The organism is Serratia sp. CY43202 (genome assembly GCF_052168755.1).
Classification (GTDB): Bacteria; Pseudomonadota; Gammaproteobacteria; order Enterobacterales; family Enterobacteriaceae; genus Serratia; species Serratia bockelmannii.
This window is the reverse complement of sequence record NZ_JBJNMB010000002.1, coordinates 270,411-296,046: the sequence shown is the minus strand read 5'-3', so window position 1 is coordinate 296,046 and position 25,636 is coordinate 270,411. Positions and strand designations below refer to the sequence as shown.

The 25,636-nt window shown below is 60.7% G+C and carries 29 protein-coding genes and 1 pseudogene; 8 read left to right on the top strand and 22 right to left on the bottom strand.

Annotation, left to right across the window (positions count from 1 at the left end; all coding sequences use genetic code 11):
* The first annotated feature begins 7 nt into the window (after positions 1–7).
* From fliQ to sra, 3 genes are all read left to right on the top strand, one after another.
* On the top strand, positions 8–277 hold the full coding sequence (gene fliQ / locus ACJ8J5_RS03225; RefSeq protein ID WP_004934803.1) for a flagellar biosynthesis protein FliQ: 270 nt from the start codon (positions 8–10) through the stop codon (positions 275–277).
* 2 nt (positions 278–279) lie between these two features.
* Entirely contained in the window at positions 280–1,062 is a 783-nt protein-coding gene (fliR, locus tag ACJ8J5_RS03220) for a flagellar biosynthetic protein FliR (protein ID WP_043138626.1), read from the top strand.
* A 356-nt stretch (positions 1,063–1,418) separates the two neighbouring features.
* Positions 1,419–1,553 carry a stationary-phase-induced ribosome-associated protein gene (gene sra / locus ACJ8J5_RS03215; RefSeq protein ID WP_087763075.1) on the top strand — a complete coding sequence of 45 codons (135 nt, stop codon included), beginning with the start codon at positions 1,419–1,421 and terminating at the stop codon, positions 1,551–1,553.
* A gap of 272 nt (positions 1,554–1,825) precedes the next feature.
* On the opposite strand, the gene flgL is transcribed toward sra, so the two are convergent.
* From flgL to flgB, 11 genes are all read right to left on the bottom strand, one after another.
* A complete protein-coding gene (flgL, locus tag ACJ8J5_RS03210; protein ID WP_016927302.1) occupies positions 1,826–2,785 on the bottom strand; it encodes a flagellar hook-associated protein FlgL in 960 nt (319 codons plus the stop codon).
* 59 nt (positions 2,786–2,844) lie between these two features.
* Positions 2,845–4,494, bottom strand: a complete 1,650-nt coding sequence (gene flgK, locus ACJ8J5_RS03205; protein ID WP_033643519.1) for a flagellar hook-associated protein FlgK — start codon at positions 4,492–4,494, stop codon at positions 2,845–2,847.
* A gap of 285 nt (positions 4,495–4,779) precedes the next feature.
* Entirely contained in the window at positions 4,780–5,724 is a 945-nt protein-coding gene (gene flgJ, locus ACJ8J5_RS03200) for a flagellar assembly peptidoglycan hydrolase FlgJ (protein WP_342577114.1), read from the bottom strand.
* Entirely contained in the window at positions 5,724–6,824 is a 1,101-nt protein-coding gene (locus ACJ8J5_RS03195; RefSeq protein ID WP_004934816.1) for a flagellar basal body P-ring protein FlgI, read from the bottom strand. The genes flgJ and ACJ8J5_RS03195 overlap by 1 nt, the downstream gene beginning before the upstream one ends.
* A 10-nt stretch (positions 6,825–6,834) precedes the next feature.
* Positions 6,835–7,536 (bottom strand): flagellar basal body L-ring protein FlgH, encoded by a 702-nt coding sequence (gene flgH, locus ACJ8J5_RS03190; RefSeq protein WP_004934817.1) that lies wholly within the window; start codon positions 7,534–7,536, stop codon positions 6,835–6,837.
* 83 nt (positions 7,537–7,619) lie between these two features.
* Positions 7,620–8,402, bottom strand: coding sequence for a flagellar basal-body rod protein FlgG (flgG, locus tag ACJ8J5_RS03185; protein WP_004934819.1), 783 nt, complete (start codon positions 8,400–8,402; stop codon positions 7,620–7,622).
* Between the two features lie 18 nt (positions 8,403–8,420).
* Entirely contained in the window at positions 8,421–9,176 is a 756-nt protein-coding gene (locus ACJ8J5_RS03180) for a flagellar basal body rod protein FlgF (protein ID WP_025303261.1), read from the bottom strand.
* Between the two features lie 12 nt (positions 9,177–9,188).
* Positions 9,189–10,412 carry a flagellar hook protein FlgE gene (gene flgE, locus ACJ8J5_RS03175; RefSeq protein WP_414104412.1) on the bottom strand — a complete coding sequence of 408 codons (1,224 nt, stop codon included), beginning with the start codon at positions 10,410–10,412 and terminating at the stop codon, positions 9,189–9,191.
* Positions 10,413–10,466: 54 nt separating this feature from the next.
* Positions 10,467–11,144 carry a flagellar hook assembly protein FlgD gene (gene flgD / locus ACJ8J5_RS03170; RefSeq protein ID WP_016927297.1) on the bottom strand — a complete coding sequence of 226 codons (678 nt, stop codon included), beginning with the start codon at positions 11,142–11,144 and terminating at the stop codon, positions 10,467–10,469.
* A gap of 12 nt (positions 11,145–11,156) precedes the next feature.
* Positions 11,157–11,561 carry a flagellar basal body rod protein FlgC gene (flgC, locus tag ACJ8J5_RS03165; protein ID WP_004934826.1) on the bottom strand — a complete coding sequence of 135 codons (405 nt, stop codon included), beginning with the start codon at positions 11,559–11,561 and terminating at the stop codon, positions 11,157–11,159.
* A gap of 5 nt (positions 11,562–11,566) precedes the next feature.
* A complete protein-coding gene (flgB, locus tag ACJ8J5_RS03160; RefSeq protein ID WP_025303263.1) occupies positions 11,567–11,980 on the bottom strand; it encodes a flagellar basal body rod protein FlgB in 414 nt (137 codons plus the stop codon).
* Positions 11,981–12,140: 160 nt separating this feature from the next.
* Here flgB and flgA point away from each other — a divergent pair, with 160 nt between their 5' ends.
* The 5 genes from flgA (at position 12,141) to ACJ8J5_RS03135 (ending at position 14,610) form a co-directional block, all read left to right on the top strand.
* Complete coding sequence (flgA, locus tag ACJ8J5_RS03155; protein WP_025303264.1) at positions 12,141–12,794, top strand: flagellar basal body P-ring formation chaperone FlgA; 654 nt, start codon at positions 12,141–12,143, stop codon at positions 12,792–12,794.
* Between the two features lie 129 nt (positions 12,795–12,923).
* Positions 12,924–13,235 carry a flagellar biosynthesis anti-sigma factor FlgM gene (gene flgM / locus ACJ8J5_RS03150; RefSeq protein WP_004934832.1) on the top strand — a complete coding sequence of 104 codons (312 nt, stop codon included), beginning with the start codon at positions 12,924–12,926 and terminating at the stop codon, positions 13,233–13,235.
* A gap of 40 nt (positions 13,236–13,275) precedes the next feature.
* On the top strand, positions 13,276–13,710 hold the full coding sequence (locus ACJ8J5_RS03145; RefSeq protein WP_025303265.1) for a flagella synthesis protein FlgN: 435 nt from the start codon (positions 13,276–13,278) through the stop codon (positions 13,708–13,710).
* Positions 13,711–13,940: 230 nt separating this feature from the next.
* Entirely contained in the window at positions 13,941–14,315 is a 375-nt protein-coding gene (locus ACJ8J5_RS03140) for a type II toxin-antitoxin system RelE/ParE family toxin (RefSeq protein ID WP_025303266.1), read from the top strand.
* Complete coding sequence (locus ACJ8J5_RS03135) at positions 14,308–14,610, top strand: helix-turn-helix domain-containing protein (protein WP_084827646.1); 303 nt, start codon at positions 14,308–14,310, stop codon at positions 14,608–14,610. Before ACJ8J5_RS03140 ends, ACJ8J5_RS03135 begins: the two co-directional genes overlap by 8 nt.
* A gap of 2 nt (positions 14,611–14,612) precedes the next feature.
* Here the strand turns inward: ACJ8J5_RS03135 and ACJ8J5_RS03130 are convergent, their stop codons facing one another.
* The 11 genes and pseudogenes from ACJ8J5_RS03130 to tsr form a co-directional block, all read right to left on the bottom strand.
* Complete coding sequence (locus ACJ8J5_RS03130; protein WP_038876830.1) at positions 14,613–15,017, bottom strand: flagellar protein FlhE; 405 nt, start codon at positions 15,015–15,017, stop codon at positions 14,613–14,615.
* Positions 15,017–17,095 carry a flagellar biosynthesis protein FlhA gene (flhA, locus tag ACJ8J5_RS03125; RefSeq protein WP_025303268.1) on the bottom strand — a complete coding sequence of 693 codons (2,079 nt, stop codon included), beginning with the start codon at positions 17,093–17,095 and terminating at the stop codon, positions 15,017–15,019. Before flhA ends, ACJ8J5_RS03130 begins: the two co-directional genes overlap by 1 nt.
* Entirely contained in the window at positions 17,088–18,239 is a 1,152-nt protein-coding gene (flhB, locus tag ACJ8J5_RS03120) for a flagellar biosynthesis protein FlhB (RefSeq protein ID WP_043138644.1), read from the bottom strand. Before flhB ends, flhA begins: the two co-directional genes overlap by 8 nt.
* Before the next feature lie 126 nt (positions 18,240–18,365).
* A pseudogene (gene vapC, locus ACJ8J5_RS03115) lies at positions 18,366–18,763 on the bottom strand (type II toxin-antitoxin system tRNA(fMet)-specific endonuclease VapC).
* Complete coding sequence (gene vapB / locus ACJ8J5_RS03110; RefSeq protein ID WP_089195989.1) at positions 18,763–18,996, bottom strand: type II toxin-antitoxin system VapB family antitoxin; 234 nt, start codon at positions 18,994–18,996, stop codon at positions 18,763–18,765. The pseudogene vapC and the gene vapB overlap by 1 nt, the downstream one beginning before the upstream one ends.
* Positions 18,997–19,121: 125 nt before the next feature.
* Positions 19,122–19,766: a protein phosphatase CheZ gene (cheZ, locus tag ACJ8J5_RS03105; RefSeq protein ID WP_004934858.1), complete on the bottom strand. Its 645-nt coding sequence runs from the start codon at positions 19,764–19,766 to the stop codon at positions 19,122–19,124.
* A gap of 10 nt (positions 19,767–19,776) precedes the next feature.
* Positions 19,777–20,166, bottom strand: coding sequence for a chemotaxis response regulator CheY (gene cheY, locus ACJ8J5_RS03100; RefSeq protein WP_004934862.1), 390 nt, complete (start codon positions 20,164–20,166; stop codon positions 19,777–19,779).
* A 102-nt stretch (positions 20,167–20,268) separates the two neighbouring features.
* Entirely contained in the window at positions 20,269–21,318 is a 1,050-nt protein-coding gene (locus ACJ8J5_RS03095) for a protein-glutamate methylesterase/protein-glutamine glutaminase (RefSeq protein ID WP_025303269.1), read from the bottom strand.
* Positions 21,318–22,190: a protein-glutamate O-methyltransferase CheR gene (gene cheR / locus ACJ8J5_RS03090; RefSeq protein ID WP_025159837.1), complete on the bottom strand. Its 873-nt coding sequence runs from the start codon at positions 22,188–22,190 to the stop codon at positions 21,318–21,320. The genes ACJ8J5_RS03095 and cheR overlap by 1 nt, the downstream gene beginning before the upstream one ends.
* A gap of 37 nt (positions 22,191–22,227) precedes the next feature.
* Positions 22,228–23,844: a methyl-accepting chemotaxis protein gene (locus ACJ8J5_RS03085; RefSeq protein WP_038629515.1), complete on the bottom strand. Its 1,617-nt coding sequence runs from the start codon at positions 23,842–23,844 to the stop codon at positions 22,228–22,230.
* Positions 23,845–23,920: 76 nt separating this feature from the next.
* Positions 23,921–25,591 (bottom strand): methyl-accepting chemotaxis protein, encoded by a 1,671-nt coding sequence (gene tsr / locus ACJ8J5_RS03080; protein WP_164063083.1) that lies wholly within the window; start codon positions 25,589–25,591, stop codon positions 23,921–23,923.
* Positions 25,592–25,636 lie beyond the last annotated feature (45 nt).

Sequence of the window (25,636 nt, the reverse complement as noted above, 5' to 3'; positions counted from 1 at the left end):
ACGCGAGATGACACCTGAATCGGTTATGGCGCTCGGCACCGAAGCGATGAAAGTCGCGCTGGCGCTGGCCGCCCCGCTGCTGCTGGCGGCGCTGATCAGCGGCCTGGTCGTCAGCCTGCTGCAGGCCGCCACCCAGATCAACGAAATGACGCTGTCGTTCATCCCTAAAATTCTGGCGGTGGTGGCCACCATCATCATCGCCGGTCCCTGGATGTTGAATCTGTTGCTGGACTACATGCGCACTCTGTTCAGCAACCTGCCCACCCTGATCGGCTGACCGTGCTCACCTTCGACAGCGCCCAGCTCACCGTCTGGCTCAGCCACTATTTTTGGCCGCTGCTGCGCATTCTGGCGCTGATCAGCACCGCGCCGATATTCAGCGAAAAACAAATCAGCAAAAAGGTCAAAATCGGCCTTGGCGGGCTGATCGTCATCCTGATCGCGCCGACGCTGCCCGCCAGCAATATCCCGATCTTCTCCGCCGCCGGCCTGTGGCTGGCGGTTCAACAGATTCTGATCGGCGTGGCGCTGGGATTGACCATGCAGTTCGCCTTCGCGGCGGTGCGCCTGGCGGGCGAAGTGATCGGCATGCAGATGGGCCTGTCGTTCGCCACCTTCTTCGATCCCAGCGGCGGCCCGAACATGCCGGTGCTGGCGCGCCTGCTTAACCTGCTGGCGATGCTGCTGTTCCTCAGCTTCGACGGCCATCTGTGGCTGATTTCACTGCTGGCGGACAGCTTCCATACCCTGCCTATCCAAACGCAGCCGCTGAACGGCAACGGCTTCCTGGTGTTGACCCAGGTTGGCTCGCTGATTTTCATCAACGGCATGATGCTGGCGCTGCCGCTGATCTGCCTGCTGTTGACGCTGAACATGGCGCTCGGCCTGCTCAATCGCATGACACCGCAGCTGTCGGTCTTCGTGATCGGTTTCCCGGTCACCATGACCTTCGGCATCATGACGCTGGGTATGATGATGCCGATGCTGGCGCCGTTCTGTGAACATCTGTTCGGTGAAATCTTCGATCGACTGGCGGCGGTAATCGGCGGCATGACCTTCTAAGCCCCTGCAACGCCCCTCCCTTTCCCCCTTATCTGCCTGAGACAAAATGGCAATAAAAACGCTTTCTTGGGACAAAAGCCTGAGAAACGCCTTTTATCCGGATTAAGGTTCAAATGTCTCCGGCGGCTTGAATAAATAAAACCCCGACCTAGAATAGACCCGGCAACAGAAATATCGCTTGTACCACGCTAGCCATCAGCGGCGATAAAAACGCTGACTCCCAATTGGAAATAAAAAATAACGCAGTCACGCAGGGTAAAATGCGCGACAGATAACTTACACCCTGAATAAATGCGTCCGGCGCCTACCGGCTGCAGGGCGCAGCATCGACCTTTGCTAACCACAGGAGCGAGTTCATGATTAAAGCGAAAAGCAACCGCAAAGCACGCCGGTTATTCGGTTTGACCCACTGGAAAAGCAACAAATTTAGAGTTTCGTTTACCGAGACGGCCGACGGCGGAAAATGGAAAGTGGAGAAGAAAAAGAAATAGCAGCGCTATTTATCGTCAGGAAAATAATATCCATCGCGATTATTCCGCCACTGATTTCAATAATGCCATTGCGCATTAAACAGGGGTGACAATCGTATTATTTCTTTCCTGATGAAAAAAAGGCGCGTCACTCAGTCAGTAGTGGGAGAACGAGCGACGCGCCAAACGAGTGCACCCGGTTTCAAGAAGCCTCCCTCCCCGCGAGACGGAGAAGGCATTTTCTAAGCGCACTAAAGGGAAACCCGTCGCGGTCAGGCAACGGGGTATTGCTCTTAACGATTCATCTGGAACAGCGACATGCCCTGCATATCGCTGAAGGTTTTATACGACGCCTGCAGCGCTGCCTGCTGCATGAAATAAGACGAGATAGACTCGGCCAGATCGGCATCCGTCAACGCGCTCATCTGGATCTGGTTGGTCATGTCACGCTCTTTACCGATGCTGTCCAGCTGATCCATTTCCTGCAGCTGACTGCCCAGCTCGGCGCGCACGCTCAACACGTTGTTGTAGGAGTTGTCCAGACCGCGGTTGGCTTTCGCCAACGCATCGTTCACCTGCTGCTTGGTGGCCTCATCGGCGCCCTGCAGCGGGGTTTTCAACGCGTTCAGCGCAATATCGATGCTCTCGAATACGTTGCTGACCGGCGCGCTGCCGTCCGGCTCGGGCTTCGGATTGCTGGTCAACGACATGAACACCGCGTTGCCGGTATGGCCGATGGTCATGGTGCGGTTGGCGTCCACTTTCTGCTGAACCGTCTTGTCCCCGCCCTGATAACTGACGGTGCCGCCGTTATCGACGAACGGCGCCTTGTCGTTCACGTATCCGCCGAACATATAGCGGCCGTTGCCGTCGGTGCTGTTGGCCTGGTTCAGCAGCTGATCTTTCAGCCCCTGCAGTTGGGTGGCCAGCGACTGGCGATCGTTATCGCTTTCGGTGCCGCCGGCGTTGACGATCAACGCCTTCATATCCGCGATGGTGGAGGTCGCGCCGGCCAATACCGTTTCTTCCATCGACACGTTCTGACGGGCGAAGGTGCGCGCCAGCGTGTACTGGCTGTTTTCCGCCTGCGACTGCGACAACATCACCGCGCGCGACGCCGCCAGCGGATCGTCGGACGGGTTGATCACCCGCTTGCCCGAGGAAAGCTGCTCGGCCGCCTTCATGAACAGCGACTGGTTGCCCGTGATGCCGTTCATGTTCTGTTGGTACATCATGCTGGTGCTCATGCGCATGCTGTGGGTTCCTTACTCTGAGCGACCGGCGCCGTTATCGGCGCCGATTAACAATGAAATCAACGAATATTCAGCAACGCATCGAACAGCGAGCTGGCGGTCTGAATCACCTGCGCGTTGGCCATGTAGTACTGCTGGAAACGCAGCAGCTCGCCATACTCTTCGTCAAGGTTGACGCCGGACATCGACTGCTGTTGCGCACCCAGCTGCGTCACGATCTTGGCCTGCGACGTGGCGATGGCCTTGGCGGCAGCGGTCTGGTTGCCGACGCCGCTGACAATGCCGGCGTAAGCGCCGCTCAGGGTCGCCTTACCGTCCACCAGGTTTTTGGTCTGCAGATCCAGCAGTTTCTTGGCATTTTCGTTATCACCGCGGCCGCTGTCGTCTTTACCGGCGGCGGCGATCTTGGACGAATCGGTGATGGCCACTTTCAGGTTGCCCGCCACGTCGCTGACCGGCTTCACGGTGAAGCTGTCTTTAGCCTGCGCATTGCCGTCGATGCTCACTTCCAGCCCGTCGAAGTTCAGCGTCGGTTTGCCGTCGGCGCTGGTACCCGGCGTGGCGTTGACTTTCACGTTGTCCGGCAGGCGGCTGACCTGCCAGTTGCTGCCGTCGAACTCGACGCGATAATCGTTGGCTTTCACCTTGCCGGTATCGGTGTAAGAGACCGACAGCGACGCGTCGCCGGTGTTGCGGGTGTTATCCACCACCCGGCCACCGCTGAAGCTGAAGAAGTCGCCGCCTGCGTCACCGTTCAGATCGAAGCCGGCGCGATGCTGTTGGTTAAAGCTGTCCGCCATCGCCAGCGCCAACTGGCCCAGCTGATTGCGCACGCCGTCCAGCGTTTCGCTGCGGAATTTCAGCACGCCGCTCAGCGTGCCGCTGGTGATCTGGCCTTCCGGCACTTCGCTGGCGCCGTTGCCGCGGTTATAGCCGATAGTCAGACGGGAAGGATCGCTGCTGGAAGGCACGGCTTCCACCTGATACGTATTGCTGCCCTGCACCAGCGTCAAGCCGTTGGCGAAGGAGACGGTATAGGCGTCGCCGTCCTGTTGCGTGACCTGTACGCCCACCAGCTGGTTCAATTCGGTGACCAGTTGATCGCGCTGATCCAGCAACGCATTTGGCTCGCCGCCGGCGCTGCCGCGCAAACGGGTGATCTCATCGTTCAGCTTCGCGATCTGCTGGCCGTAGCTGTTGATCTGCTGCGCCGTATCGCTGATCTGCTGATTAACGCCGTTGTCCATGTCGCGCAGGAATTTATCGGTGTTGTTGAACTGGTTCACCAGACCGTTGGCCTTGCCCAGCACCGTCTGGCGCGCGGCGTCGTCACCGGCGTTGCTCACCAGGTTCTGCAGGTTGGTAAAGAAATCCTGCATGTTGGTCGACAGCGGGTTGGTCTTGCTCGCCAACAGATTGTCGATCTGCGAAATCTTCTCGTAATAGGCGTTCTGCGCCCCGAACGCGCTTTGTGCGCCGCGCAGCTGGTTGGTGATGAACTGGTTGTACTCGCGGTTAACGCTGGTGACGGTCACGCCGTTGCCGATAAAGCCGCTCATGGTGGCCATGCCGCCGTTCTGCGCCAGGATCGCGGTCTGGCGGTTGTAGCCCGCCACGTTGTAGTTGGAGATGTTGTTGCTGACGGTACTGAGCGCCACCTGAGCCGCATTCAGCCCGCTCATCGCGGTATTGATTAAGCTATTGGACATCGGAATTCCTTATGCTGCGGCGCCGGTGGCCCACAGGGTTCTTAATTGAGCTGCTGAGCCTGTTCGCTCAGCCTGTTTCGGTTATCGGCCAAAATGAGAAGAACTTGAGGAAAAAAAGCGGCAACGCGGTCAGCATCCAGCTAGCCTTCGTTACCGCCTATCCCCTAAATAATTGGCGTCGCAGCAAGGCGACAAGCAAGGGCGTCCCCGGGCGCTTGGTTAAGCCAAGTGACCGGGGCGAGCTTGTGCAGTCAACGCCGCTGCGGCGTCAAGAATGACGGGGATTTAGAACAAATCTTTCAGATCGTGGGTGTAAGCTTTCACCGCCTGTTCCCCCGCGTTCTTCATCTGCTGAATCACGCTGACCAGTTTGCTGGCGTACTGGGGATCGGTGGCGTACCCGGCGCGCTGCAGCGCATGCGCCGCCTGCTCCGGGCTGCGCGCGGCGGCCACGTCGGCATAGCGCGGGTTGTTGGTCAGCAGTTTGACGTAGTCGGCAATCGCTTCGACATACGAACCGTAGACGCGGAACTTCGCCTTCACCTTCTTCGCCGCGCCCTGTTCGAACTCGGTGGTGGTGATCTCCGTCACCGGCCCGCTCCAGCTGCCGCCGGCCTTGATGCCGAACAGGTTGTAGCTCGGCGTGCCGTCTGAGGTCGGGATCTCGCGCTGCCCCCAGCCGGATTCCAGCGCCGCCTGCGCGACGATCAGCTGATGCGGAATGCCGCTCTGCTGGCTGGCGACCTTCGCCGGGATCGACAGGCGAGCGACGAAGTTGCCGTTGTTGAGCGACAGTGGCGCGGCGGCCGGCGGGGCTTTCGGCATCGCGCGGCGCACCATCTGCTCCAGCGCCTGGTTCGGCAGCGTTTGCAGCACCTCGTTGTCCAGCGCCATCGGCGACAGGCCCGCCGTTTCACTCGGCACCGCGTTGGCGTTGCTCATCTGCTTGACCATCATGTCGGCCAGCCCCAGCCCTTTTTGCGACATCTGCTGGGCGATTTGCTGGTCGTACATCGAGGTATAGAGCCGCGTTTGATCGCTGCTCAATACCCCGTCCTGCGGCAAGGCGGATCGCATGCTTTTCAGCATCATCTGCACGAACATGCCTTCTACCTGCTGGGCCACCTGCTTGAGGTTGCCCTGCGGGTCGGCCGCCGCATCGCGCTTCAGACCGTTCAGCGCCTGGGCGTCATAGGCCGCACCCGACATTGCCATCAGATCGCCGGCCATCAGATGATTTCCAGCTTGGCGCGCAGGCAGCCGGCGCTCTGCATCGCCTGCAGGATCGACATCAGATCGATCGGCGTGGCGCCCAGCGCGTTCAGCGCGCGAATGACGTTGTTCAGGTTGGCGCTGGCGTTCACCTTCTGCAGCGATCCGCCCTGCTGTTGCACCGAGATCTGGGTGTTTGGCGTCACCACCGTCTGGCCGCCGCCGAACGGCGTCGTCGGTTGGCTGACGGTGTTCTGCCGATCGACCACCACCGACAGGTTGCCCTGGGCGACGGCGCAAGAATCGAGGATCACATCGCGGTTCATCACCACCGACCCGGTGCGCGAGTTGATGATCACTTTGGCGTCCATCGCGCCGACGTTGACGGTGATGTTTTGAATCTCCGCCAGGAAGCGCACCTGAGAGCTGTTGCCCTGCGGCACCAGCACCTGGATCGTGCGGGCGTCGAGCGGCGTCGCGGTGCCGCCGCCGCGTTGGCGGTTGATGGCGTCGCTGATCTGCTGCGCCAGCGTGAAGTCTTCGTCGTTCAGCTGCAGGTTGAGTACGCCGCCGCTGCCGAAGGTGGTCGGCAGCTCGCGCTCAATGGTGGCGCCGTTGCTGATGCGCCCGCCCGCCAGCTGGTTGACCTGCACGCTGCTGCCGCCGGCCGCCGCGCCCGCGCCGCCGACCAGCACGTTGCCCTGCGCCAGCGCATAGACCTGGTTATCCACGCCTTTGAGCGGCGTCATCAGCAAGGTGCCGCCGCGCAGGCTCTTGGCGTTGCCCATCGATGAAACCACCACGTCGATGTTCTGCCCGGCGCGCGAGAACGGCGGCAGTTTGGCGGTCACCATCACCGCCGCCACGTTTTTCAGCTGCATGTTAGTGCCCGGCGGCACGGTGATGCCCAGCTGCGACAGCATGTTGCTCAGGCTTTGGGTGGTGAACGGCGTCTGCATGGTCTGGTCGCCGGAACCGTCCAGCCCCACCACCAGGCCGTAGCCGATCAGGGCGTTGTCTCGCACGCCCTGCACCGTCACCAGATCGCGGATGCGCTCCGCCGCCGCCGGCAAGCACACCAGCCCGACGCACAGCGCGATAAACCATTTTTTCAGCATCAGTCAATCCTTAGAACGGTGAAACATTTAAGAAGAAGCGCTGCAGCCAGCCCATGGTCTGCGCTTCGTTGATATAGCCATTGCCGACGTATTCGATCCGCGCGTCCGCCACCTGCGTCGAGGTGACCGAGTTGTTGCCGCTGATGGTGCGCGGGTTGACGACGCCGGAGAAACGAATGAATTCGGTGCCCTGGTTGATGGCGATCTGCTTTTCCCCCACCACGTGCAGGTTGCCGTTGGCCAGCACCTGGTTGACCGTCACCGTAATGGTGCCGTTGAAGGTGTTGTTGGCGTTGGCGCCGCCCTTGCCGCCGAAGGTGCTGTCGCCGGAAATGTCCATATCGGCGCGCGCATTGCCCAACAGGCCGTCAAGGTAACGCGGCGAGGTGGCGACGCCGAACTTGCTGGCGCCGTTGCGGCTGGCGTTGGCGGAAGAGCTCTTGCTGGCGCTGACGTTTTCCTGCAGCACGATGGTCAGGGTGTCACCGACGTTGCGCGGACGGCGGTCTTCGAACAGCGGCTGATAGCCGTAGTTCATCGGCTGCACCGTCTGGAAGATCGAGCCGTTCGGCATCGGCGCGCTGGCCGGCGCGGGCTGCGCCGTGGTCGCACCGTCCACCAGCGGTTTATGCGGAATATAAGCGCAGCCGCTCAGCGTCAGCATCACCATTCCCGCCAGCCAGCGTTGTCCCTGCCGCGGCAGGATTGCCATCGAATATGTGGTTACCACGGGTATCGCCTTTGTTTCACGAAAGAGAATGACGGGCGCGGCAAGCCGGGCCCGTCAATGACAGATTACAGTTGCGTCAGCTTTTGCAGCATCTGATCGGAAGTCGAAACCGCTTTGCTGTTGATCTCGTAAGCGCGCTGAGTCTGGATCATGTTGACCAGCTCTTCCGCCACGTTAACGTTGGAGGTCTCCACGTAGCCCTGATACAGCAGACCGGCGCCGTTCAGCCCCGGCGTGCTCTCGTTCGGCGCGCCCGAGCTTTCGGTTTCCTGATACAGGTTCTCGCCCACGCTCTCCAGACCGCTGTCGTTGACAAAGGTCGTCAGCGTCAGTTGACCCACCTGCTGGGCGGCGGTTTGCCCCTGCTGGGTGACGCTGACGATGCCGTCGCGGCCGACGGTGATGGACAGCGCGTTCGCCGGAATGGTGATCGCCGGCTGCACCTGGAAACCGCTGGATGTGACCAGCTGGCCGTTCTGATCGATCTGGAACGAGCCGTCGCGCGTGTAGGCCTGGGTGCCGTCCGGCAGCATCACCTGGAAGAAACCCTGCCCCTTGATGGCGACGTCTTTACTGTTGTTCGTCTGCGACAGGTTGCCCTGGCTGTGCAGACGCTCGGTCGCCACCGGACGCACGCCGGTGCCGATCTGCAGACCGGAAGGCAGCGTGGTCTGCTCGGAAGACTGTGCCCCCGGCTGACGCATGGTCTGGTACAGCAGATCTTCAAATACCGCACGCTGGCGTTTGAAGCCGTTGGTGCTGACGTTCGCCAGGTTGTTGGCGATCACGTCCATGTTGGTCTGCTGCGCGTCCAGACCGGTTTTGGCAATCCATAAGGATGGAATCATCGGTTATTTCCTTGCTGCTTAACTCATTGAGAGCAGTGAGTTGGCACGCTGTTCGTTTTCATCCACGCTGTGGATGACTTTCATTTGCATTTCAAAACGGCGGGCGTTGGCGATCATGTCGACCATGGTCTCCATCGGCTTGACGTTGCTGCCCTCCAGCACGCCCGGCATCACCCGCACCTGCGGATCGTTTTGCAACTGATTGCCGCGCTGCTGTTGAGTTTCCGGCGTCAGGCGGAACAGCCCGTCGTCACCGCGCATCACTTCGCGCGCATCGGCTTTCACCAGCTTCAGACGGCCGATCTGCGCGATGGTGTTCGGCGGATCGCCGGCGTTCAGCGCCGAAATGGTACCGTCGGCCGCGATGGTGATCTCCGCCGACGGCGGCACCTCGATCGGGCCGCCGTCACCCATCACCGGCAATCCCTGCACCGTCAACTGCCCGGTGGAGGAGATCTGAATGTTGCCGTTGCGGGTATAGGCTTCCCCCCCACCCGGCAGGCTCACCGCCAGGAAACCGTCCTGCTGCAGCGCCACGTCCAGCGGACGCGCTGTGTAGTTCAGCGCCCCCTGGCTCATATCGGCGCCCGGCGTCGACGCGGTCACCAAGGTGCGCGTCGCCAGGCTCGGCCCGTCGACCGGCACCGCGCGCAATGCGGCGAGCTGGGCGCGAAAGCCCGGCGTCGACGCATTGGCCAGGTTGTTGGCGGTAATGGACTGCTGTTCCAGCGTTTGGCGCGCCGCGCCCATCGCGGTATAAATCGCGTGATCCATAACTCGGCCTTATTAGCGCAGGCTAACCAACGTCTGCAGGATGGAGTCCTGCGTCTTGATGGTCTGGGCGTTGGACTGGTAGTTACGCTGTGCGACGATCATGTTCACCAGCTCCTGGCTCAGATCGACGTTGGAAGACTCCAGCGCGCCGCTGGTCAGCTTACCGAAGCCGCCGCCGCCCGACAGACCAACGCGCGGCTGACCGGACGCACCGGTTTCCTGCCACACGTTATCGCCCTGCGACGCCAGCCCTTCCGGGTTGGAGAAGTTGGCCATGACGATCTGGCCCAGCACCTGAGTCTGCTGGTTGGAGTAGATGCCCACCACTGTGCCGTCGTTGTTGATCTGGAAGTTGGTGTATTCACCGGCGGCATAGCCGTCTTGCGATACCTTGCTCACCGAGTCGCTGCCCACGTTCTGCTGCATGCTGCCGGCGAAGCTCAGGGTGAAGTTTTGCGCCGGTGCGCCGTCTTTGGCGGTCATCGGGATCACCATGCTGAACTCGCCCGGCGCGCCGTTGGTGCTGGTGGTTTTCACCAGGTTGCCGCTGGTGCTGAACTCCATGGTGCCGGCGTTCACTGGCGCGGCGCTGCCGTCCTGGGTGTAGACCTGCCATTTATTGTCTGTTGTCTTCACGAAGTAGGCGTTGATGTTGTGCGCGTTACCCAGCGAGTCGTAAGCGGTGATGGTGTTGACGTAGTTGTAGCTGTCCTGTTTGGTCGGATCGAAGGTCTTGTTCTCCGGCACTTTATGGGTGGACTTCAGGTTGGCCACCATCTCGCCGGAGGTGGATGCCTTGGCGTTCATCATACCTTCAGGAATGCTCAACGGCACCGGGTTGGCACCCTGTTGGATGGTCGGCGGAGAACCGGCCGCCGGGTAGCCGGTCAGCTGCAGCCCCTGCATGTTGGTCAGGTTGCGGTTCTCGTCCAGCTTGAACTGACCGTTGCGGGTATAGAAGATGCCGCCGTCTTTATCCTGCATGCGGAAAAAACCGTTGCCGTTGATGGCCACATCCAGCGCACGGCTGGTACCGGTGGTGGTGCCACCCTTGAAGTTCTGGGTGATGCCGGACACTTTGACGCCCAGACCGACTTGCGAGCCAGCGAACATGTCGGCAAAGGAGACGCTGCCGGATTTGAAGCCCGCAGTCGCGGAGTTGGCGATGTTGTTACCGATCACGTCCAGGTTGGTTGCTGCCGCGTTCAAGCCGCTGACTGCCTGAGAAAAAGCCATGTTATTCTCCGAATAGTGGTCAGGCTATCGTCCGATTGAGCCTGATGCTTAGGGTTATAAGATCTGTCGCACGTCTTCCAGGGTGGCGTTGCCCGCCAGACCGAGATCCAGCTTGGCGCCGTTGCCGTCGCGGATCACGCCGTTCACCAGGCCGAAGTGCAGGCTGCGCGCCACCAGTTGCTCGCCATTGCCTTTGGCGTTAATCGCCACTTTGTAGGCGCCGTCGGGTGCGGTAGAGCCGTCATCCAACGAACCGTCCCAGGTGAAGGCATGCACACCGGCGGTCAGGCCGCCGATTTCGATGGTGCGCACCACCTGCCCACTGGCGTTGGTGATGGTAGCGGTCACCTGATCGGCAGCGCGCTCCAGTTCCACGCCGAACGGCGTCGTGCTGACCTTGCCGTCCTTGCTGCCGACCAGAATGTTATTGCCCGGCACCATCACGCCGTGGCCGATCAGCGCAGTGGCTTGCAGCGACTGGTTGCTGTTGATCTGGCCGGAGATCGACCCCAGCGTGGTGTTGAGTTTTTCGATGCCCTGCACGGTGTTGATCTGCGCTAGCTGCGAGGTCAGTTCGTTGTTCTGCATCGGATTGGTCGGATCCTGGTTTTTCAACTGCGCCACCAGCAGCGTCAGGAAACTGTTGTGCAGATCCTGGCTGTTGGTATTTTTGCTGTTGTTACCGATGACGGTGTTGTCCAACGACTCGTTCGTGGTTGCGGCGATAGCCATGGGAACCTCCGGTTACTGACCCAACGTCAGGGTTTTCATCATCATCGACTTGGTGGTGTTGAGCACCTCGACATTGGCCTGGTAGCTGCGGGAAGCGGAGATGGTGTTGACCATTTCACCCACCACGTCGACGTTCGGCATGCGCACGTAGCCCTTGGCGTCCGCCAGCGGGTTGCCCGGTTGATAGACCAAACGCTCGGGCGCCGGATCGTCCACCACCTGAGCGACGCGTACGCCGCCGGTCGGCTGCCCGGGGGCCGCCGCGACCTGGAACACCACCTGCTTGGCGCGGTAAGGCTCGCCGTCCGGACCGGTCACGCTGTCGGCGTTGGCCATGTTGCTGGCGCTGACGTTCATGCGCTGGGATTGCGCCGATAACGCCGAGCCGGAGATATCAAAAATATTCAGTAAAGACATGCGCCTTATCCTTGTTGCAGCACGGACATCATCCCTTTGATCTGACCGTTGAGCAGCGTCAGGTCGGTCTGATATTTCAGGCTGTTATCGGCAAAGTTGGTGCGTTCGCGATCCATGTCCACCGTGTTGCCGTCCATCGACGGCTGATCCGGCACCCGGAACAGCAGATCGAGCTGCGGCGGCTGCAGGGTCTGCGCCGGGATGTGGCGCGCCGCCGTCAGGTTCAGCGACATGCCGTTGCCGCTGACGCGCCCCTGCTCCATCACTTTGTTCAATTGGCTGGCGAAATCGATATCCCGCGCCTGATAACCCGGTGTGTCTGCGTTGGCGATGTTGGCGGCCAGAATTTCCTGCCGCTGGGCGCGCAAGTTCAGCGCCTCTTGGCCAAAGCGCAGAGCCGCGTCCAGTTTGTCGAGCATGCTCCCTCCGCGAGGTTAGAATTTGGAGTCGACAGCATAAACGCCCCCCGCGCTACCCTATCGCGGGAATAAACGCAAAATGGGGCGCTATTTATCTGCTTAGCCTGCGCGCGCTGCGGGTACACTTACGCGTATCCCGATGAAGCTTGAGAAGATGACGATGAAAGGTAAAATGCTGCTGCTTATCGGCCTGCTGTGCAGTCTGAACGCGCGCGCCGACGATCTGGCGACGCAAATCGAAAGCTTCATCCAAGGCAAGTTCAGCGGCGAACCGGTACAGGTGAAAGTGCGGGTGCGCACGCCGCCGAACCAATGGCCCGCTTGCGAACTGCCGCAGCTGTCGCTGCCGCCCAACGCGCGGATCGGCGGCAACGTCAGCATTTCGGCGCGCTGTGGCCAGGAGCGGCGTTTTATCCAGACGCAGGTGCAGGTGTTTGGCCGCTATCTCGTTTCGGCGCGCGGCATCAGCGCCGGCAGCCGGTTGACCGCGGCGGACCTGACGTTGAAAGCAGGCCGGCTCGATACCCTGCCGCCGCGTGCGCTGACCGAAGCGAGCAAAGCGTTAGGCGCCGTCAGCCTGCGCAACATTAGCCCCGGTCAGCCGCTGACCCTCGCCATGCTGCGCCGCGCCTGGATTATCAAGGCCGGGCAATCGGTACAGGTCAATGCACAGGGCGAAGGATTCAGCATCAGCGGTGCGGGTAAGGCGATGAACAACGCCGCCGCCGAAGACAGCGTGCGGGTGCGCATGGCGTCCGGGCAGATCGTCAGCGGCGTGGTCGGGGACGACGGCGCGATCCGCATTACGTTATAAAAAAGTAAAGGTTCCGCAAACCTTGCCGATAAGACAAATCAAGCAGCATTTTATTGGCCACCAGGGCCGCAAAACTTTCATTGCAGCGTCGTCGCCCCCGAGCGGCCACGGCGTAAACGGAGATGGACCATGAGTATCGATCGCACCCAGCGGTTACAGCCGGTTTCCACTGTGCAACCGCGTGAAACCCCGGCCGACAACCCGCTCCAACCGCGCAAGGCCGCCGTGGCCGAAACCGCCGTCAGCGGCACGCAGGTCAAACTGAGCGAGGCGCAGGCGCGCCTGATGCAACCGGGCACCCAGGATATCGATATGGGCCGGGTCGAGGCCATCAAACAGGCGATCCGCAACGGTGAACTGAAGATGGACGCCGGCAAAATCGCCGACGCACTGCTGCAAGACGCGCAGAGCGATGTTCAATGGATCGCCGGACGCGACTGACAACGCGGCGGCGGGTAGCGATAAAGGATAAGTCATCACTATGGAAAAGCTGGTACAACTGCTGGACAAACTGTTGGAAACACTGCAGGCGCTCAATGGCGTGCTGGAGGAAGAGCACGACTTGCTGTGTTCCGGCCAGTTGCCCGGCGTGGCCTTGCAGCGCGTCACCGATGCCAAAAGCCAACTGCTGGCGACGGTCGCTTACCTCGAGCAACAGCGCCTGGGGCAGGAAAAAACCTGCGGGCAACGCGCGCCCTATGCCAGCCATGCGCCTCTGGCCGATCGCTGGCAACGCGTTCAGTTGCTGAGCCAAACGCTGCGTGAGAAGAACCAGCACAACGGCCTGCTGCTCAATCAGCAGATCGACCACAACGCTCAGGCACTGGCTATCCTCAGTAAGAACAACAAATCGCTGTATGGCCCGGACGGCCAGTCGCACGCCGGCAGCCTGCTCGGCAGAAAAATCGGCGTCTGACCTGACTCATTTCGCCCGGTGAGCCTATCACCGGGCACGCGTTAGCCGACTTTTGCGCATCCCCTCGCATTTTCACCTCATCACCTCCTGAGTTCCCTTAACGTTATGCGTCAGGCTGCGCAGAACGTGAATTTGGCTGTTTCTTTCCCTTTGGCCACTTGTCACCCTGTGGTGATTTTTAAATCACTTGAAATATACCCTTAACGGGTATAGATTCGCAGGGAGAGCGAATGGCTGATATCTATCTCACCAAAACCTTTCAGGGTTTTGCCGCACGCGAGCGCATTAGCGACGCCACGATAGTGAAAGCGGCGCGAGAAATGCAGCATCAGCGGTACGACGCCAATCTTGGCGGTTGCGTATACAAAAAGCGCATCGCTCGGGCTGGTGCGGGCAAACGTGGCGGCTATCGGGTGCTGATCGTTTTTCGCGATGAAGACCGCCTGTTTTTTATGCGCGGCTTTGCCAAAAGCGAGAGAGAAAACATCAGTGCGGATGAGTTACAGGGATTGAAACATCTGGCTGCGCTGTATCTGGATTATTCGCCATTCAGACTCTACCAGCTGGTCAACAACAGGGAGTTACGGAGGCTAAGCGATGAGTAAAATTCTTGCCGAGATCCACCAGGAAGTTCAGGGCCTGCACCGCGCCGGTTTCGTCGACGACGTGACCATGCGCACTTTCGACATGCTGTGCCTGCGGCCGGTGAAGCAGTTCGGGCCGGCCGAGATCCGCGCGCTGCGCGAACGGGAAAACGTCAGTCAGCCGGTGTTTGCGCTGTATCTCAACGTCAGTAAAAAGGCGGTGCAGAAATGGGAGCGCGGCGAAGCACAACCGAACTCCGCCGCAATGAAGCTGCTGTCACTGGTCGAACGCAACGGCCTGCAAATTCTGGCCTGATCCTACTGATAATTGACGATCACCTGATTGCCAATCACCCGCAGCGGCGGGTTCAGCCCGCCTTGCGACTGCACGTAATAGACAAAGCGCAATTCCGCATTGGCCGGTTCGCCCTGCAGGCCGTTGCTGCTGCCGCTGCCGCCGCCGAGCGGAATGCAACGGTTCACCGTACACAGCTGGGCCTGCAGCCCCAATGGTTCAGGCCCCAGTAAACGGTAGCGCCAGCTGACGCGGGTGATGCGCGCATTGGCATCCGGCAGCGCGTTCGGCGGCCGCAAACCGGCGGACTCATCGCGCATGCCGCCCTGTTCCAACGTCACGCCCGCCCCTTCGGCCACCCAGGAGCCGGACACCGCACCGGCGGTTAACGGCGCCAGCAAACACAGCACGAACAGACAACGTTTCATCAGGCGGCTCCAATGGTCGAGGTCATGCGAATCTGGCGATCGTCGTTAATCTCCAGGTTGGACAGCACCACGAGCTGCGGCAGGCTGCGGCGCAGGAAGCGCGCCAGTAAAGGACGCAGCGCATGGTTAACCAACAGCACCGGCGGCGCGCTGAGCATCTCTTGCCGTTGCAGCGCTTGACGCGCCTGTTCCAGCAGGCGGTCGGCCAGCCCCGGCTCCAGACCGCCGCCGCCCTGCAACGCCTGCAGCAACAGGCGCTCCAGCTGGGTATCCAAGCCGATAACCTGAATCTCGCCGTTGCCCGGGAACCACTGCTGCGTGATCGCCCGGCCCAGCGCCACCCGCACCACGGTCGTCAGCTCATAAGGATCGCTTTGCGCCGGGGCATGTTCCGCCAGCGTTTCGACGATGGTGCGCATATCGCGGATAGAAACGCGTTCGGCCAACAGGTTTTGCAGCACTTTGTGCAGCGTCGTCAGCGACACCACGCCCGGCACGAAGTCTTCGGTCAGCTTCGGCATCTCTTGTGAAACACGGTCCAGCAGCTGCTGAGTTTCCTGGCGGCCAAACAGCTCGCTGGCGAACTGGCCGATCAGGTGATTAAGGTGCGTCGCCACTACGGTACTGGCTTCCACCACGGTAAAACCCTGGATCTGCGCCTGCTCTCGCAAGGCGCTGTCGATCCATACCGCCTCGAGCCCAAAGGCGGGATCGACGGTTTTGTCTCCCGCCAGCTCGCCCACGGCATTGCCGGGGTTGATCGCCAGCCAACGGCCCGGCTGCGCTTCACCGCTGCCGATCTCAACGCCTTTCATCAGGATGCGGTAGCTGGCTGGCGGCAGTTCCAGATTGTCGCGGATGTGCACCACCGGCGGCAGATAGCCCATGTCCTGCGCGAATTTCTTGCGGATCCCGCGGATACGCCCCAGCAGCTCGCCGTTCTGTTGAAAATCGACCATCGGAATCAGCCGGTAGCCCACTTCCATCCCCAGCGGATCTTCCAACTGAACGTCGGCCCAGCTGGCCTCGGCGGCCTGCGGATTCTCCGGCATCGCCGGTTCTTCCACCGTTTTCGGTGCCTGTTGTTCACGGCCACGCAGCCACCAGGCCAGGCCCAGCAAAGCGGCGGTAAACAGCAGGAACACCAGGTTCGGCATGCCCGGCACCAGGCCCAACAGCCCCAGTACCCCGGCGCTCAGCAACATCACGCGCGGATTGTTGAACAGCTGGCCCACCATCTGCTCGCCGACGTCCTGATCGGTCGCGACGCGGGTGACGATGACGCCGGCGGCGGTGGAGATCACCAGCGCTGGGATCTGCGCCACCAGGCCGTCACCGATGGTCAGCAGCGTATAGCTTTCCGCCGCCGCCCCCAGCTCCATGCCATGCTGCACGACACCGACCAACAGGCCGCCGACGACGTTCAGCACCATGATCATCAGGCCGGCAATGGCATCGCCACGTACGAATTTACTGGCACCGTCCATCGAGCCGTAGAAATCGGCCTCCTGGGTCACTTCAGCGCGGCGTTTCTTCGCTTCGTCTTCACCGATCAGCCCGGCGTTCAGGTCGGCGTCGATCGCCATCTGTTTACCCGGCATGCCGTCCAGCACGAAGCGCGCGCCCACTTCGGCGATACGCCCGGCCCCCTTGGTAATTACCATAAAGTTGATCAGCACCAGGATGATGAACACCACGATGCCGATGGCGAAGTTGCCCCCCACCAGGAAGTGGCCAAAGGCTTCCACCACGCGCCCGGCGGCGGCGGAACCGGTGTGGCCCTCCAGCAAGATGATGCGCGTCGACGCGACGTTGAGCGACAAACGCAGCAATGTGGAGAACAGCAGAATGGTCGGGAAGGCGGCGAATTCGAGCGTGCGCTGGGTGAACATCGCCACCAGCAGCACCATGATTGACAGCGCGATGTTGAAGGTAAACAGCAGATCGAGGATAAACGCCGGCAGCGGCAGCACCATCATCGACAGGATCAACAGAATCAGCACCGGGCCGGCCAACACCTGCCACTGCGTATCTTTAAAATTGCCCGGCAAACGAAGCAGGGAGGCCAAATTAGCCATCAGAGTCACTCTCTCTTGCAAAATCCAGTGCTTCCGGCACCGGTAAACGTTCAGGTTTTTTCGGGATCAGGCCGCCCTCGCGCCGCCAGCGGCGCAGCTGGTACACCCAGGCCAGCACTTCGGCGACGGCGGCATACAGGGTGGCCGGAATATGTTGTCCAATCTCGCTGTGCCGATACAGCGCACGCGCCAGCGGCGGCGCCTCCAGCATCGGAATGCGGTGCTCCGCACCGAGCTCACGAATGCGCAAGGCGATTTCGCCGGCCCCTTTGGCCAGCACTTTCGGCGCACTCATTTTTTTGTCGTTGTACTGCAACGCGACGGCGTAGTGCGTCGGGTTGGTGACGATCACGTCCGCCTTAGGCACGTCGGCCATCATGCGGCGCCGGGCGATCGCCCGCTGCTGCTGGCGAATGCGTCCCTTGACGTGCGGATCCCCCTCCTGGTCTTTGAATTCGTCGCGAATATCCTGCTTGGTCATCTTCAGCTTTTTGAAGTGGCTCCACAGCTGGTAGAACACGTCAAACGCCACCATCGGCGTCAATCCCAGCACCACCAGAAAACCGCAGAACAGGATCATCTGCAGCGCATTGCCCAACGCGTCGAGCGGCTGCTGAGTCATCAGATGCAGCATCGCCGCCCAGTTGTGCCACAGATAAAGACCGGTCACCCAACCGACCAGCGTCGCTTTCAGGATCCCTTTCAGCAGCTCGGCCAGCACCTGGGTGGAAAAGATGCGCTTCAACCCGGACAGCGGGTTCAACCGCTTCAAGTCGAATTTAATCGACTTGCCGCTGAACAGAATGCCCCCCAGCAGCATCGGCGCGGCGAGCGCCACCAGTACCAGCCCCGCCATGATCGGCAACAGCGCCAGCACCGCCTGACGCAGCAACATGCCGAGTTGGCGTACCATCTGTTTATCGTTGCTGACCATGCCATGGTCGAAGTTCAACCCCTGCGTGAGCATCGCCGCCAGCTGTTGCGCCATGTTGCTGCCGGACATCAGGATGATCGCGAGGCCCGAGAGCAGCATCAGTACCGAGGTCAGCTCGCGGGAGCGCGGGATCTGGCCGTCTTCACGCGCCTTCTCCAGCCGGTGGGGCGTGGGGGCCTCGCTTTTTTCCAGATCGCTGTCTTCAGCCACGAAACGCCGTTCCTGTGTCGGGAGGGTAAAGAATGGCGGTCAGCATGCCAAAAAATTGGCGATGTCATTGGCGGAACAACGGGGAAAAAGGCGGGTTATTTAGGGGATGAGACCATCAGGGAGACGTTACAACCAATTTTCCAGCCGCAAACCCTCAACGCGCTCAAGTTCGCGTCGATTATTGGTCACCAGGATCAATCCTTCGCTGCGCGCATGCCTGGCGATATGTAGATCGTTTACGCCAATAGGCGTTCCCTGGCGTTCCAGCGCAGCCCGGATATTGCCATAGTGCGATGTCGCTTTGGCGCTGTAATCGAGAATGTCCAATCGGGAGACAAAATCTTCAACGACTCTGGCGTTCACCGCTGGACGAGCGCTTTTCTCCACCCGTGAACCAATTCGCCATAGGTGATCGACGAAATGACCATTTTACCTGCATAGCGATTGAATGCCTCCAGCACTTCCAGCGGCCGGCGCTTGATGACATAGATAACAATGTTGGTGTCCAGCATATGACTGAACATCAAAAATCTTCCCGCTCACCCTGGTGCTGTCCTGCACGTTCATTGAGGAAATCATCGCTCACCTCATTTGCCGCACAGAAGAAACTGTCCCAAGTATTCTCCAGGGGGGCAAGAATGCGCTCTTTGCCCACTACGCGAACGGTCACTTTAGAAACGGTATCAGGGAAACGCACCTCTGCGGGCAAGCGTACAGCCTGTGTCCGATTATTGGTAAAGACAGAACCTAACGTCATGGCGACCTCCTTAAATTGGAGTACAAATTATAACCGCCATGATGTATATAGTAATGCTATATACATTAATCTTTGCGGGACACCGCGCAACTTTCGGGGCGCGCCGTCGCGCGCCCCGAAAAGCCTCAGAAACCGAGGCTGTCGAGCAGATCGTCGACCTGCGCCTGGTTGGCGATGACGCCGACGCCGTTCTGGTCGAGCTGCGGGCCGTTCAGCAGGCTGTCGTTCGGCCGTTTTTCCTTCACCGGCTGCTCCGGCATGTTTTCCATCAGCACCATCAGCAGCTGCTTTTCGATCTCCTGCACCACATCCATCATGCGCTTGATCACCTGACCGGTCAGATCCTGGAAGTCCTGCGCCATCATGATTTCCAGTAGCTGGGCATTGGTGAAGGCCGTATGGCCCGGCACCTGATCCAGATACTGGCGCGTGTCGTTGACCAGAGAACGCGCATCGTCCAGTTCGATGGGATTGGCGAACCACTCGTCCCAGCGCCCTTTCAACGCGTTGGCGCCGGATTCCAGCTCCGCCTGGCGCGGTTGCGCCGCCTCCACGCAGTTCAACGCCCGTTCCGCCGCCTGCGCCGTCATGGTTACGACATAGTCAAGACGGTCGCGCGCATCCGGGATCGCCTCTGCCGCCTGGGCGATCGCCTGATCGAGCCCCAGTTCGCGCATGCTGTCGCGCAGCATTCGGGTCAGTTGGCCGATGCGGGAGATGATCTCTCCCGCGGTCGCTGCATCGCTGGCAGGCATTGGAATGTCTCTCATCGCCCTCTCCTTACATGCCCAATTTTTCAAAAATCTTGTTGAGCTTTTCTTCCAGCGTCGCCGCCGTAAATGGTTTCACTACATAACCGCTGGCGCCGGCCTGCGCCGCCGCGATGATATTTTCTTTCTTGGCTTCCGCCGTCACCATCAGTACCGGCATCGCGGCCAGCGCGCTATCGGCGCGAATGGTCTGTAACAGTTCGAGTCCGTCCATGTTCGGCATGTTCCAATCGGACACCACGAAGTCGAAACCGCCGGCGCGCAGCTTGTTCAGCGCATCCGCGCCATCTTCAGCTTCTTCGACGTTGTTGAAGCCCAGCTCTTTGAGCAAATTTCTGACGATGCGGCGCATGGTGGAAAAGTCGTCCACAACCAGAAATCTGAGGTTCTTGTCTGCCATTGTTACTCCTGAAATAGTTAACCGTTTAATGATGCAAAACCGCAGGCCGCCGCGCGGCGAACCAGGGTCATATCGCCGCCGGGTAAACCCTGCGGACTAAAATCAAATGCGCAATGCCTGGCCGCCGGAAATCTGCGCCAACATGCGCTGGCTCATCCTGTCCAACTCGACCACTTCGCTGACGCCGCCGCTGGCGATCGCCTCGCGCGGCATGCCGAACACCACGCAGCTCGCCTCGTTCTGCGCCAGGGTATAGGCCCCGGCGCGGTGCATCTCCAGCATCCCCGCCGCACCGTCGTTCCCCATGCCGGTGAGGATCACCCCCACCGCATTGCGGCCGGCATATTGCGCCACCGAACGGAACAGCACGTCGACAGACGGACGATGGCGGTTGACCGCCGGGCCGTCATGCAGCTTCACCTGATAGTTGGCGCCGCTGCGCGCCAGCTCCAGGTGGCGGTCCCCCGGTGCGATGTAGGCATGGCCCGGCAGCACGCGCTCGCCGTCCTCCGCTTCTTTCACCGTGATCTGGCACAGTTTGTTCAGCCGTTCGGCGAACGAACGGGTGAAACCGGGCGGCATGTGCTGGGTGATCAGCAGCGCCGGGCTGGTGGCCGGCAGCGGCTGCAGTACCTGGCGGATCGCTTCGGTACCGCCGGTGGAAGCGCCGATGGCGATCAATTTTTCACTGCTCAGCAGCGGCGCGTGGCTGAGGATCGCCGGCGCCGGGCTGTTGGAACGCTGCGGCAGGCGCGCTCTGGCGGCGGTGCGGATCTTCTCGGCAATCAGTTCGCTGTAGGCCAACATGCCCTCACGGATACCGAGCTGCGGTTTGGTGACGAAATCCACCGCGCCCAGCTCCAGCGCGCGCAGCGTGATCTCAGACCCTTTACCGGTCAGCGAAGAGACCATCACCACCGGCATCGGCCGCAGGCGCATCAGCTTCTCGAGGAAATCCAGCCCGTCCATGCGCGGCATCTCGACGTCCAGCGTCAGCACCTGGGGATTAAATTTTTTGATCAGATCGCGCGCCACCAGCGGATCCGGCGCGGTCGCCACCATTTCCATGTCGGGATGGCCGTTCACGATTTCCGTCATCAGCTGACGCATCAGTGCCGAATCGTCTACGCATAACACTCTGATTTTACTCATTACCTCTCCTTGGTCAGCCCATACACGGTCTGCCCACGCAAGTAGAAATCCCGGCTGATCTGGCTGAAGTTCTCGGAGTGGCCAGCGAACATCAGCCCCCCCGGCTTAAGCAAGGGAACGAAGCGGCGCAGGATGCGCTCCTGCGTCGCCTTATCGAAATAGATCATGACGTTGCGGCAAAAAATGGCGTCGAATTGCCCCGGCAGCGCCCACTCCGGCGCCAGCAGGTTCAGCGGCTGGAAGTTCACCCGCGCCGCCAGCTCCGGCCGCACGCGCACCAGCCCCTGATGCGGCCCGGTGCCACGCAGGAAATAGCGCTGCATTTGGGTCGGCGTCAGGGTGCGCAGATCTTCCTGGCGGTAAACGCCCGCTTCCGCTTTTTCCAGCACCTGCGTGTCGATGTCGCTGGCCCAGACCTGGCAACTGCCGGCCCGCTGGCCCAATGCATCGCTCAGCGTGATGGCGATCGAATACGGCTCTTCACCGGTCGAGGCCGCGGTGCTCCAGACGCTGTAGCCGTTCGGCCGCGAGCGCGCATGCTCCGCCAGGATCGGGAAGTGATGCGCCTCGCGGAAAAAGGCCGTCAGGTTGGTGGTCAACGCGTTGATGAACGCCTGCCACTCCGCGCTGTTCGGATCGCTTTCCAGCAGCGCCAGATAGTCGCCGAAATCGTGCAATCCCAACAGCCGCAGCCGGCGCACCAGACGGTTGTAAACCATCTCGCGCTTATGCTCCGCCAGCACGATGCCGGCGCGTTGATAAATCAACTGGCTGATGCGGCGAAAATGCACGTCCGACAGCGGCAGACGCTGCACCATTTGCGTCAACATCGACGCTGTATCCCGGTTAGAAGTTGACGGCGCCTGTTTCATGCCGCCTCACCGGAGAAAAACGTGCTGCTTATGCGGTTTAACAATCTTGGGCTTCCTTTACCACGGGTGAAACTGCGTTGCTGCTGTTACCTGGCGCGACGAAGTTATCGTCCGCCAGACGGAATACCGCGACCGCGTCGGCCAGGGTAATGGCCTGCTCTTCCAGCGCGGTGGCGGCAGAAGCGGACTCTTCCACCAACGCGGCGTTCTGCTGGGTGACCTGATCCATCTGGGTCACCGCCTGCGTCACCTGCTCGATGCCGCGGCTCTGTTCATCCGACGCCGACGCGATCTCGCCCATGATGTCGGTCACGCGGGTCACCGAACGCACAATGTCCTGCATGGTGGCGCCGGAGTTTTCCACCAGCACCGAGCCGTGTTTGACGCGGCTGACCGATTCGTCGATCAGCCCCTTGATCTCTTTCGCCGCCTGCGCGCTGCGGCTCGCCAGGTTGCGCACTTCGCCGGCGACCACGGCGAAACCGCGCCCTTGTTCACCGGCGCGCGCCGCTTCCACCGCCGCATTGAGCGCCAGAATGTTGGTCTGGAAGGCGATGCCGTCAATCACGCTGGTGATGGCGCCGATTTTCTGCGAACTGTTGGCGATATCGTGCATGGTGGTGACCACATCGCCGGCCAGCTCGCCGCCCTTGGCCGCGGTGGCCGAGGCGTCACGCGCCAGCTGAGAGGCCTGCCGCGCATTGTCGGCGTTCTGCTTCACCGTCGCGGTCAGCTGTTCCATGCTGGCGGCGGTCTCTTCCAGCGAAGCGGCCTGCTGCTCGGTGCGGGAAGACAGATCGTTATTGCCTTCGGAGATTTCCTGCAGGCCGATCAGAATCGACTCCGCCCCGTCGCGCACCGCGCCGACGGTGCCGATCAGCGACTGCTGCGTGCGTTGCAGGCTGGCGAACAGCATGCTGATTTCATTGCGGCCGTACACCTGAATCGGCGTCGCCAAATCGCCGGCGGCGATGCGTTCAAAGTGGCTGCGGATTTGGTTCAACGGCTGTACCAACATGGTGCGCAACCACCACATGGCGCTGCCGGTCACCACGATCAGCATCAAGACCGCCCCCGCCAGCATCAGGCCCGCCAGCGTGAAGGAGAACTGGTTGGCGTCCCTGGCTTCGCTGATGTCGCCGTTGACCAACTGCAGGTACTGCACGAAGTCGGCCTCGAACAGGTCCTGGGTTTTCTGCGTCGGCTGATCCATAAACGCCTGCAGCTCGCCCTTTTCCAGGAAACCGATCAGTTCACGCAGCGCGCCGCGCAGCCGCTCGTAGCTGGCCTTGGTGGTGGCCGTCTGCTGGCTTTGCTGTTCACTGCTGCGTTCAACCGCCATGAACTGATTGAAATAGAGATCGGCCTTCTGCAGCGAACTGCGGGCGCTGCTCATCAGTTCGTTCACCTGCTCCTGCGGCAGCTTCAGCGCCGCGCGGGTGCCGGCGCGGTTCAGCGTATTGCGCGCCTGCAACAGCGACACCCAACTCAGGCTGAGCGAATCGCGCTGCTGGCTGCCGAGGGTGATGATGTCGAGGTTGTGGTTATCGGAGCGAAACGCGGAATACGACAGGCCGCTGCTGGCCAACTGCAGAACGCAGAAGGTCATCAACAACAGGAATAAGCTGGTAGAGATACGGATTCGGTTAAACACTGTGAACCTCCTTGCAGCCGGCCGGCGACCGGCCTACGTAGGGAAAAGGGCCCCTGCGAGAGAGGCCCGATACCGGTCAGAACGTTTCCCAGTTATCCTGCAGATCGCTGGCGTTCATTTTCTTATGATTGATTACCGGTGTTACCGTCGCCTTGCTGGTGACAGGCGCTTTAAACTCTTCCTGGCCTTCCGACCTCAGGCGGAATACCGCCACCGACTGGGTCAGCATGCTGGCCTGTTCTTCCAGCGCCGCCGCCGCCGAGGCGGATTCTTCCACCAACGAGGCGTTCTGCTGGGTGACGCGGTCCATTTCCGCTACCGCCTGTCCAACCTGATCGATACCGCGGCTCTGCTCGTCCGACGCCGAGGCGATTTCGCCCATGATGTCGGTCACGCGGGTGACGGCATTGACGATGTCGCCCATGGTTTCACCGGCGCTTTCGACCAGCACAGAGCCCATATCGACGCGGCTGACCGAATCTTCGATCAGGCCTTTGATCTCTTTCGCCGCCTGCGCGCTGCGCTGCGCCAGGTTACGCACTTCGCCGGCCACCACCGCGAAGCCGCGGCCCTGCTCGCCGGCACGCGCCGCTTCCACCGCGGCGTTCAACGCCAGGATGTTGGTCTGGAAGGCGATACCGTCGATCACGCCGGTGATATCGGCAATTTTCTGCGAGCTGCCGGCGATGTCATGCATGGTCTGCACCACGTTGGCCACAACCTTGCCGCCTTTCTGTGCGGTTTCGGAGGCGCTCAACGCCAGCTGTGAAGCCTGACGGGCGTTTTCGGCGTTCTGTTTCACCGTCGCGGTCAGCTGTTCCATGCTGGCGGCGGTCTCTTCCAGCGACGCGGCCTGCTGCTCGGTGCGGGAGGAGAGATCGTTGTTGCCCGCAGCGATTTCTGACGCGCCGCTGTAGATGGCATCCGCGCCCTGACGTACGCCGCTGACGGTTTCAATCAGTTCGCCTTGCATGTGTTTCAGGCTGGCCGCCAGCACGCCCATTTCGTTGCGGCTGTTGACGACGATCTGCTGAGTCAGGTCGCCGGCGGCGATCTGTTTGATGTGATCGATCATGCGGTTCAGCGGGCGCACCAGGATGTGATGGATACCGGTCCAGACCAGCACGATCACCGCCAGCACCACCACCAGGATCACGATCAGCGTCCAGATGGCCGAGTTATAGGAGCTGTTGCTGCCGTCGACTGCGATCTGGTACAGCTTGCCATTTTGCTCCAGGTAAACGTTGTAGCTCTGCTCAAAGTTGTCCTGGTAGCTCTGCGTAGGCTGATCGAAGAACGCGTTGATTTTGCCTTCGCCCAACAGTTGGATCAGCTCGGAGAGCGCGCCGTACAGAATGTCGTATTGCTGTTTAACGCGTTCCGCCGACTGGGGGTCCTGACGCGGATCCTGCGGGATTTTTTCGTAAGCGGCATAGTGTCTTTCCGCTTCGCCCAGCTCTTCTTTCGCCTTGGCCAGCAGTTCATCAATGGTGGCGCCGCTGCCGATCTTGTTGGTATCCATCATGTAGCGAATACCGGCACGGTTCAGGGAGTTGCGCGCCTGCAGCAGGTCAACGCGGCTTTCACTCAGCTGCAGCTGCTGCTGGCGGATAGTTTGCAGGACGGTAAAGTTTTCCTTATCGCTTTTCAGCGAGGAGAAAAAGAGTCCGCCCGAAATCAACTGCAAGGCGCCAAACAGCACCAACACCAGCAACAGGCTGGTGACCACCTTCATACGATTTAACATGATTTCCCTTGTTGAAGCCCGCGCAGACAGGCTCTGATGACGTTG

What these genes read in the sequence shown, in the direction of transcription:
- fliQ (WP_004934803.1), top strand. Translation starts at nt 8, where the DNA reads ATGACACCTGAATCGGTTATGGCGCTCGGCACCGAAGCGATGAAAGTC.
- sra (WP_087763075.1), top strand. Translation starts at nt 1,419, where the DNA reads ATGATTAAAGCGAAAAGCAACCGCAAAGCACGCCGGTTATTCGGTTTG.
- flgL (WP_016927302.1), bottom strand. Translation starts at nt 2,785, where the DNA reads ATGCGCATGAGCACCAGCATGATGTACCAACAGAACATGAACGGCATC.
- flgK (WP_033643519.1), bottom strand. Translation starts at nt 4,494, where the DNA reads ATGTCCAATAGCTTAATCAATACCGCGATGAGCGGGCTGAATGCGGCT.
- flgJ (WP_342577114.1), bottom strand. Translation starts at nt 5,724, where the DNA reads ATGGCCGGCGATCTGATGGCAATGTCGGGTGCGGCCTATGACGCCCAG.
- ACJ8J5_RS03195 (WP_004934816.1), bottom strand. Translation starts at nt 6,824, where the DNA reads ATGCTGAAAAAATGGTTTATCGCGCTGTGCGTCGGGCTGGTGTGCTTG.
- flgH (WP_004934817.1), bottom strand. Translation starts at nt 7,536, where the DNA reads ATGGCAATCCTGCCGCGGCAGGGACAACGCTGGCTGGCGGGAATGGTG.
- flgG (WP_004934819.1), bottom strand. Translation starts at nt 8,402, where the DNA reads ATGATTCCATCCTTATGGATTGCCAAAACCGGTCTGGACGCGCAGCAG.
- ACJ8J5_RS03180 (WP_025303261.1), bottom strand. Translation starts at nt 9,176, where the DNA reads ATGGATCACGCGATTTATACCGCGATGGGCGCGGCGCGCCAAACGCTG.
- flgE (WP_414104412.1), bottom strand. Translation starts at nt 10,412, where the DNA reads ATGGCTTTTTCTCAGGCAGTCAGCGGCTTGAACGCGGCAGCAACCAAC.
- flgD (WP_016927297.1), bottom strand. Translation starts at nt 11,144, where the DNA reads ATGGCTATCGCCGCAACCACGAACGAGTCGTTGGACAACACCGTCATC.
- flgC (WP_004934826.1), bottom strand. Translation starts at nt 11,561, where the DNA reads ATGTCTTTACTGAATATTTTTGATATCTCCGGCTCGGCGTTATCGGCG.
- flgB (WP_025303263.1), bottom strand. Translation starts at nt 11,980, where the DNA reads ATGCTCGACAAACTGGACGCGGCTCTGCGCTTTGGCCAAGAGGCGCTG.
- flgA (WP_025303264.1), top strand. Translation starts at nt 12,141, where the DNA reads ATGAAAGGTAAAATGCTGCTGCTTATCGGCCTGCTGTGCAGTCTGAAC.
- flgM (WP_004934832.1), top strand. Translation starts at nt 12,924, where the DNA reads ATGAGTATCGATCGCACCCAGCGGTTACAGCCGGTTTCCACTGTGCAA.
- ACJ8J5_RS03145 (WP_025303265.1), top strand. Translation starts at nt 13,276, where the DNA reads ATGGAAAAGCTGGTACAACTGCTGGACAAACTGTTGGAAACACTGCAG.
- ACJ8J5_RS03140 (WP_025303266.1), top strand. Translation starts at nt 13,941, where the DNA reads ATGGCTGATATCTATCTCACCAAAACCTTTCAGGGTTTTGCCGCACGC.
- ACJ8J5_RS03135 (WP_084827646.1), top strand. Translation starts at nt 14,308, where the DNA reads ATGAGTAAAATTCTTGCCGAGATCCACCAGGAAGTTCAGGGCCTGCAC.
- ACJ8J5_RS03130 (WP_038876830.1), bottom strand. Translation starts at nt 15,017, where the DNA reads ATGAAACGTTGTCTGTTCGTGCTGTGTTTGCTGGCGCCGTTAACCGCC.
- flhA (WP_025303268.1), bottom strand. Translation starts at nt 17,095, where the DNA reads ATGGCTAATTTGGCCTCCCTGCTTCGTTTGCCGGGCAATTTTAAAGAT.
- vapB (WP_089195989.1), bottom strand. Translation starts at nt 18,996, where the DNA reads ATGACGTTAGGTTCTGTCTTTACCAATAATCGGACACAGGCTGTACGC.
- cheZ (WP_004934858.1), bottom strand. Translation starts at nt 19,766, where the DNA reads ATGAGAGACATTCCAATGCCTGCCAGCGATGCAGCGACCGCGGGAGAG.
- cheY (WP_004934862.1), bottom strand. Translation starts at nt 20,166, where the DNA reads ATGGCAGACAAGAACCTCAGATTTCTGGTTGTGGACGACTTTTCCACC.
- ACJ8J5_RS03095 (WP_025303269.1), bottom strand. Translation starts at nt 21,318, where the DNA reads ATGAGTAAAATCAGAGTGTTATGCGTAGACGATTCGGCACTGATGCGT.
- cheR (WP_025159837.1), bottom strand. Translation starts at nt 22,190, where the DNA reads ATGAAACAGGCGCCGTCAACTTCTAACCGGGATACAGCGTCGATGTTG.
- tsr (WP_164063083.1), bottom strand. Translation starts at nt 25,591, where the DNA reads ATGTTAAATCGTATGAAGGTGGTCACCAGCCTGTTGCTGGTGTTGGTG.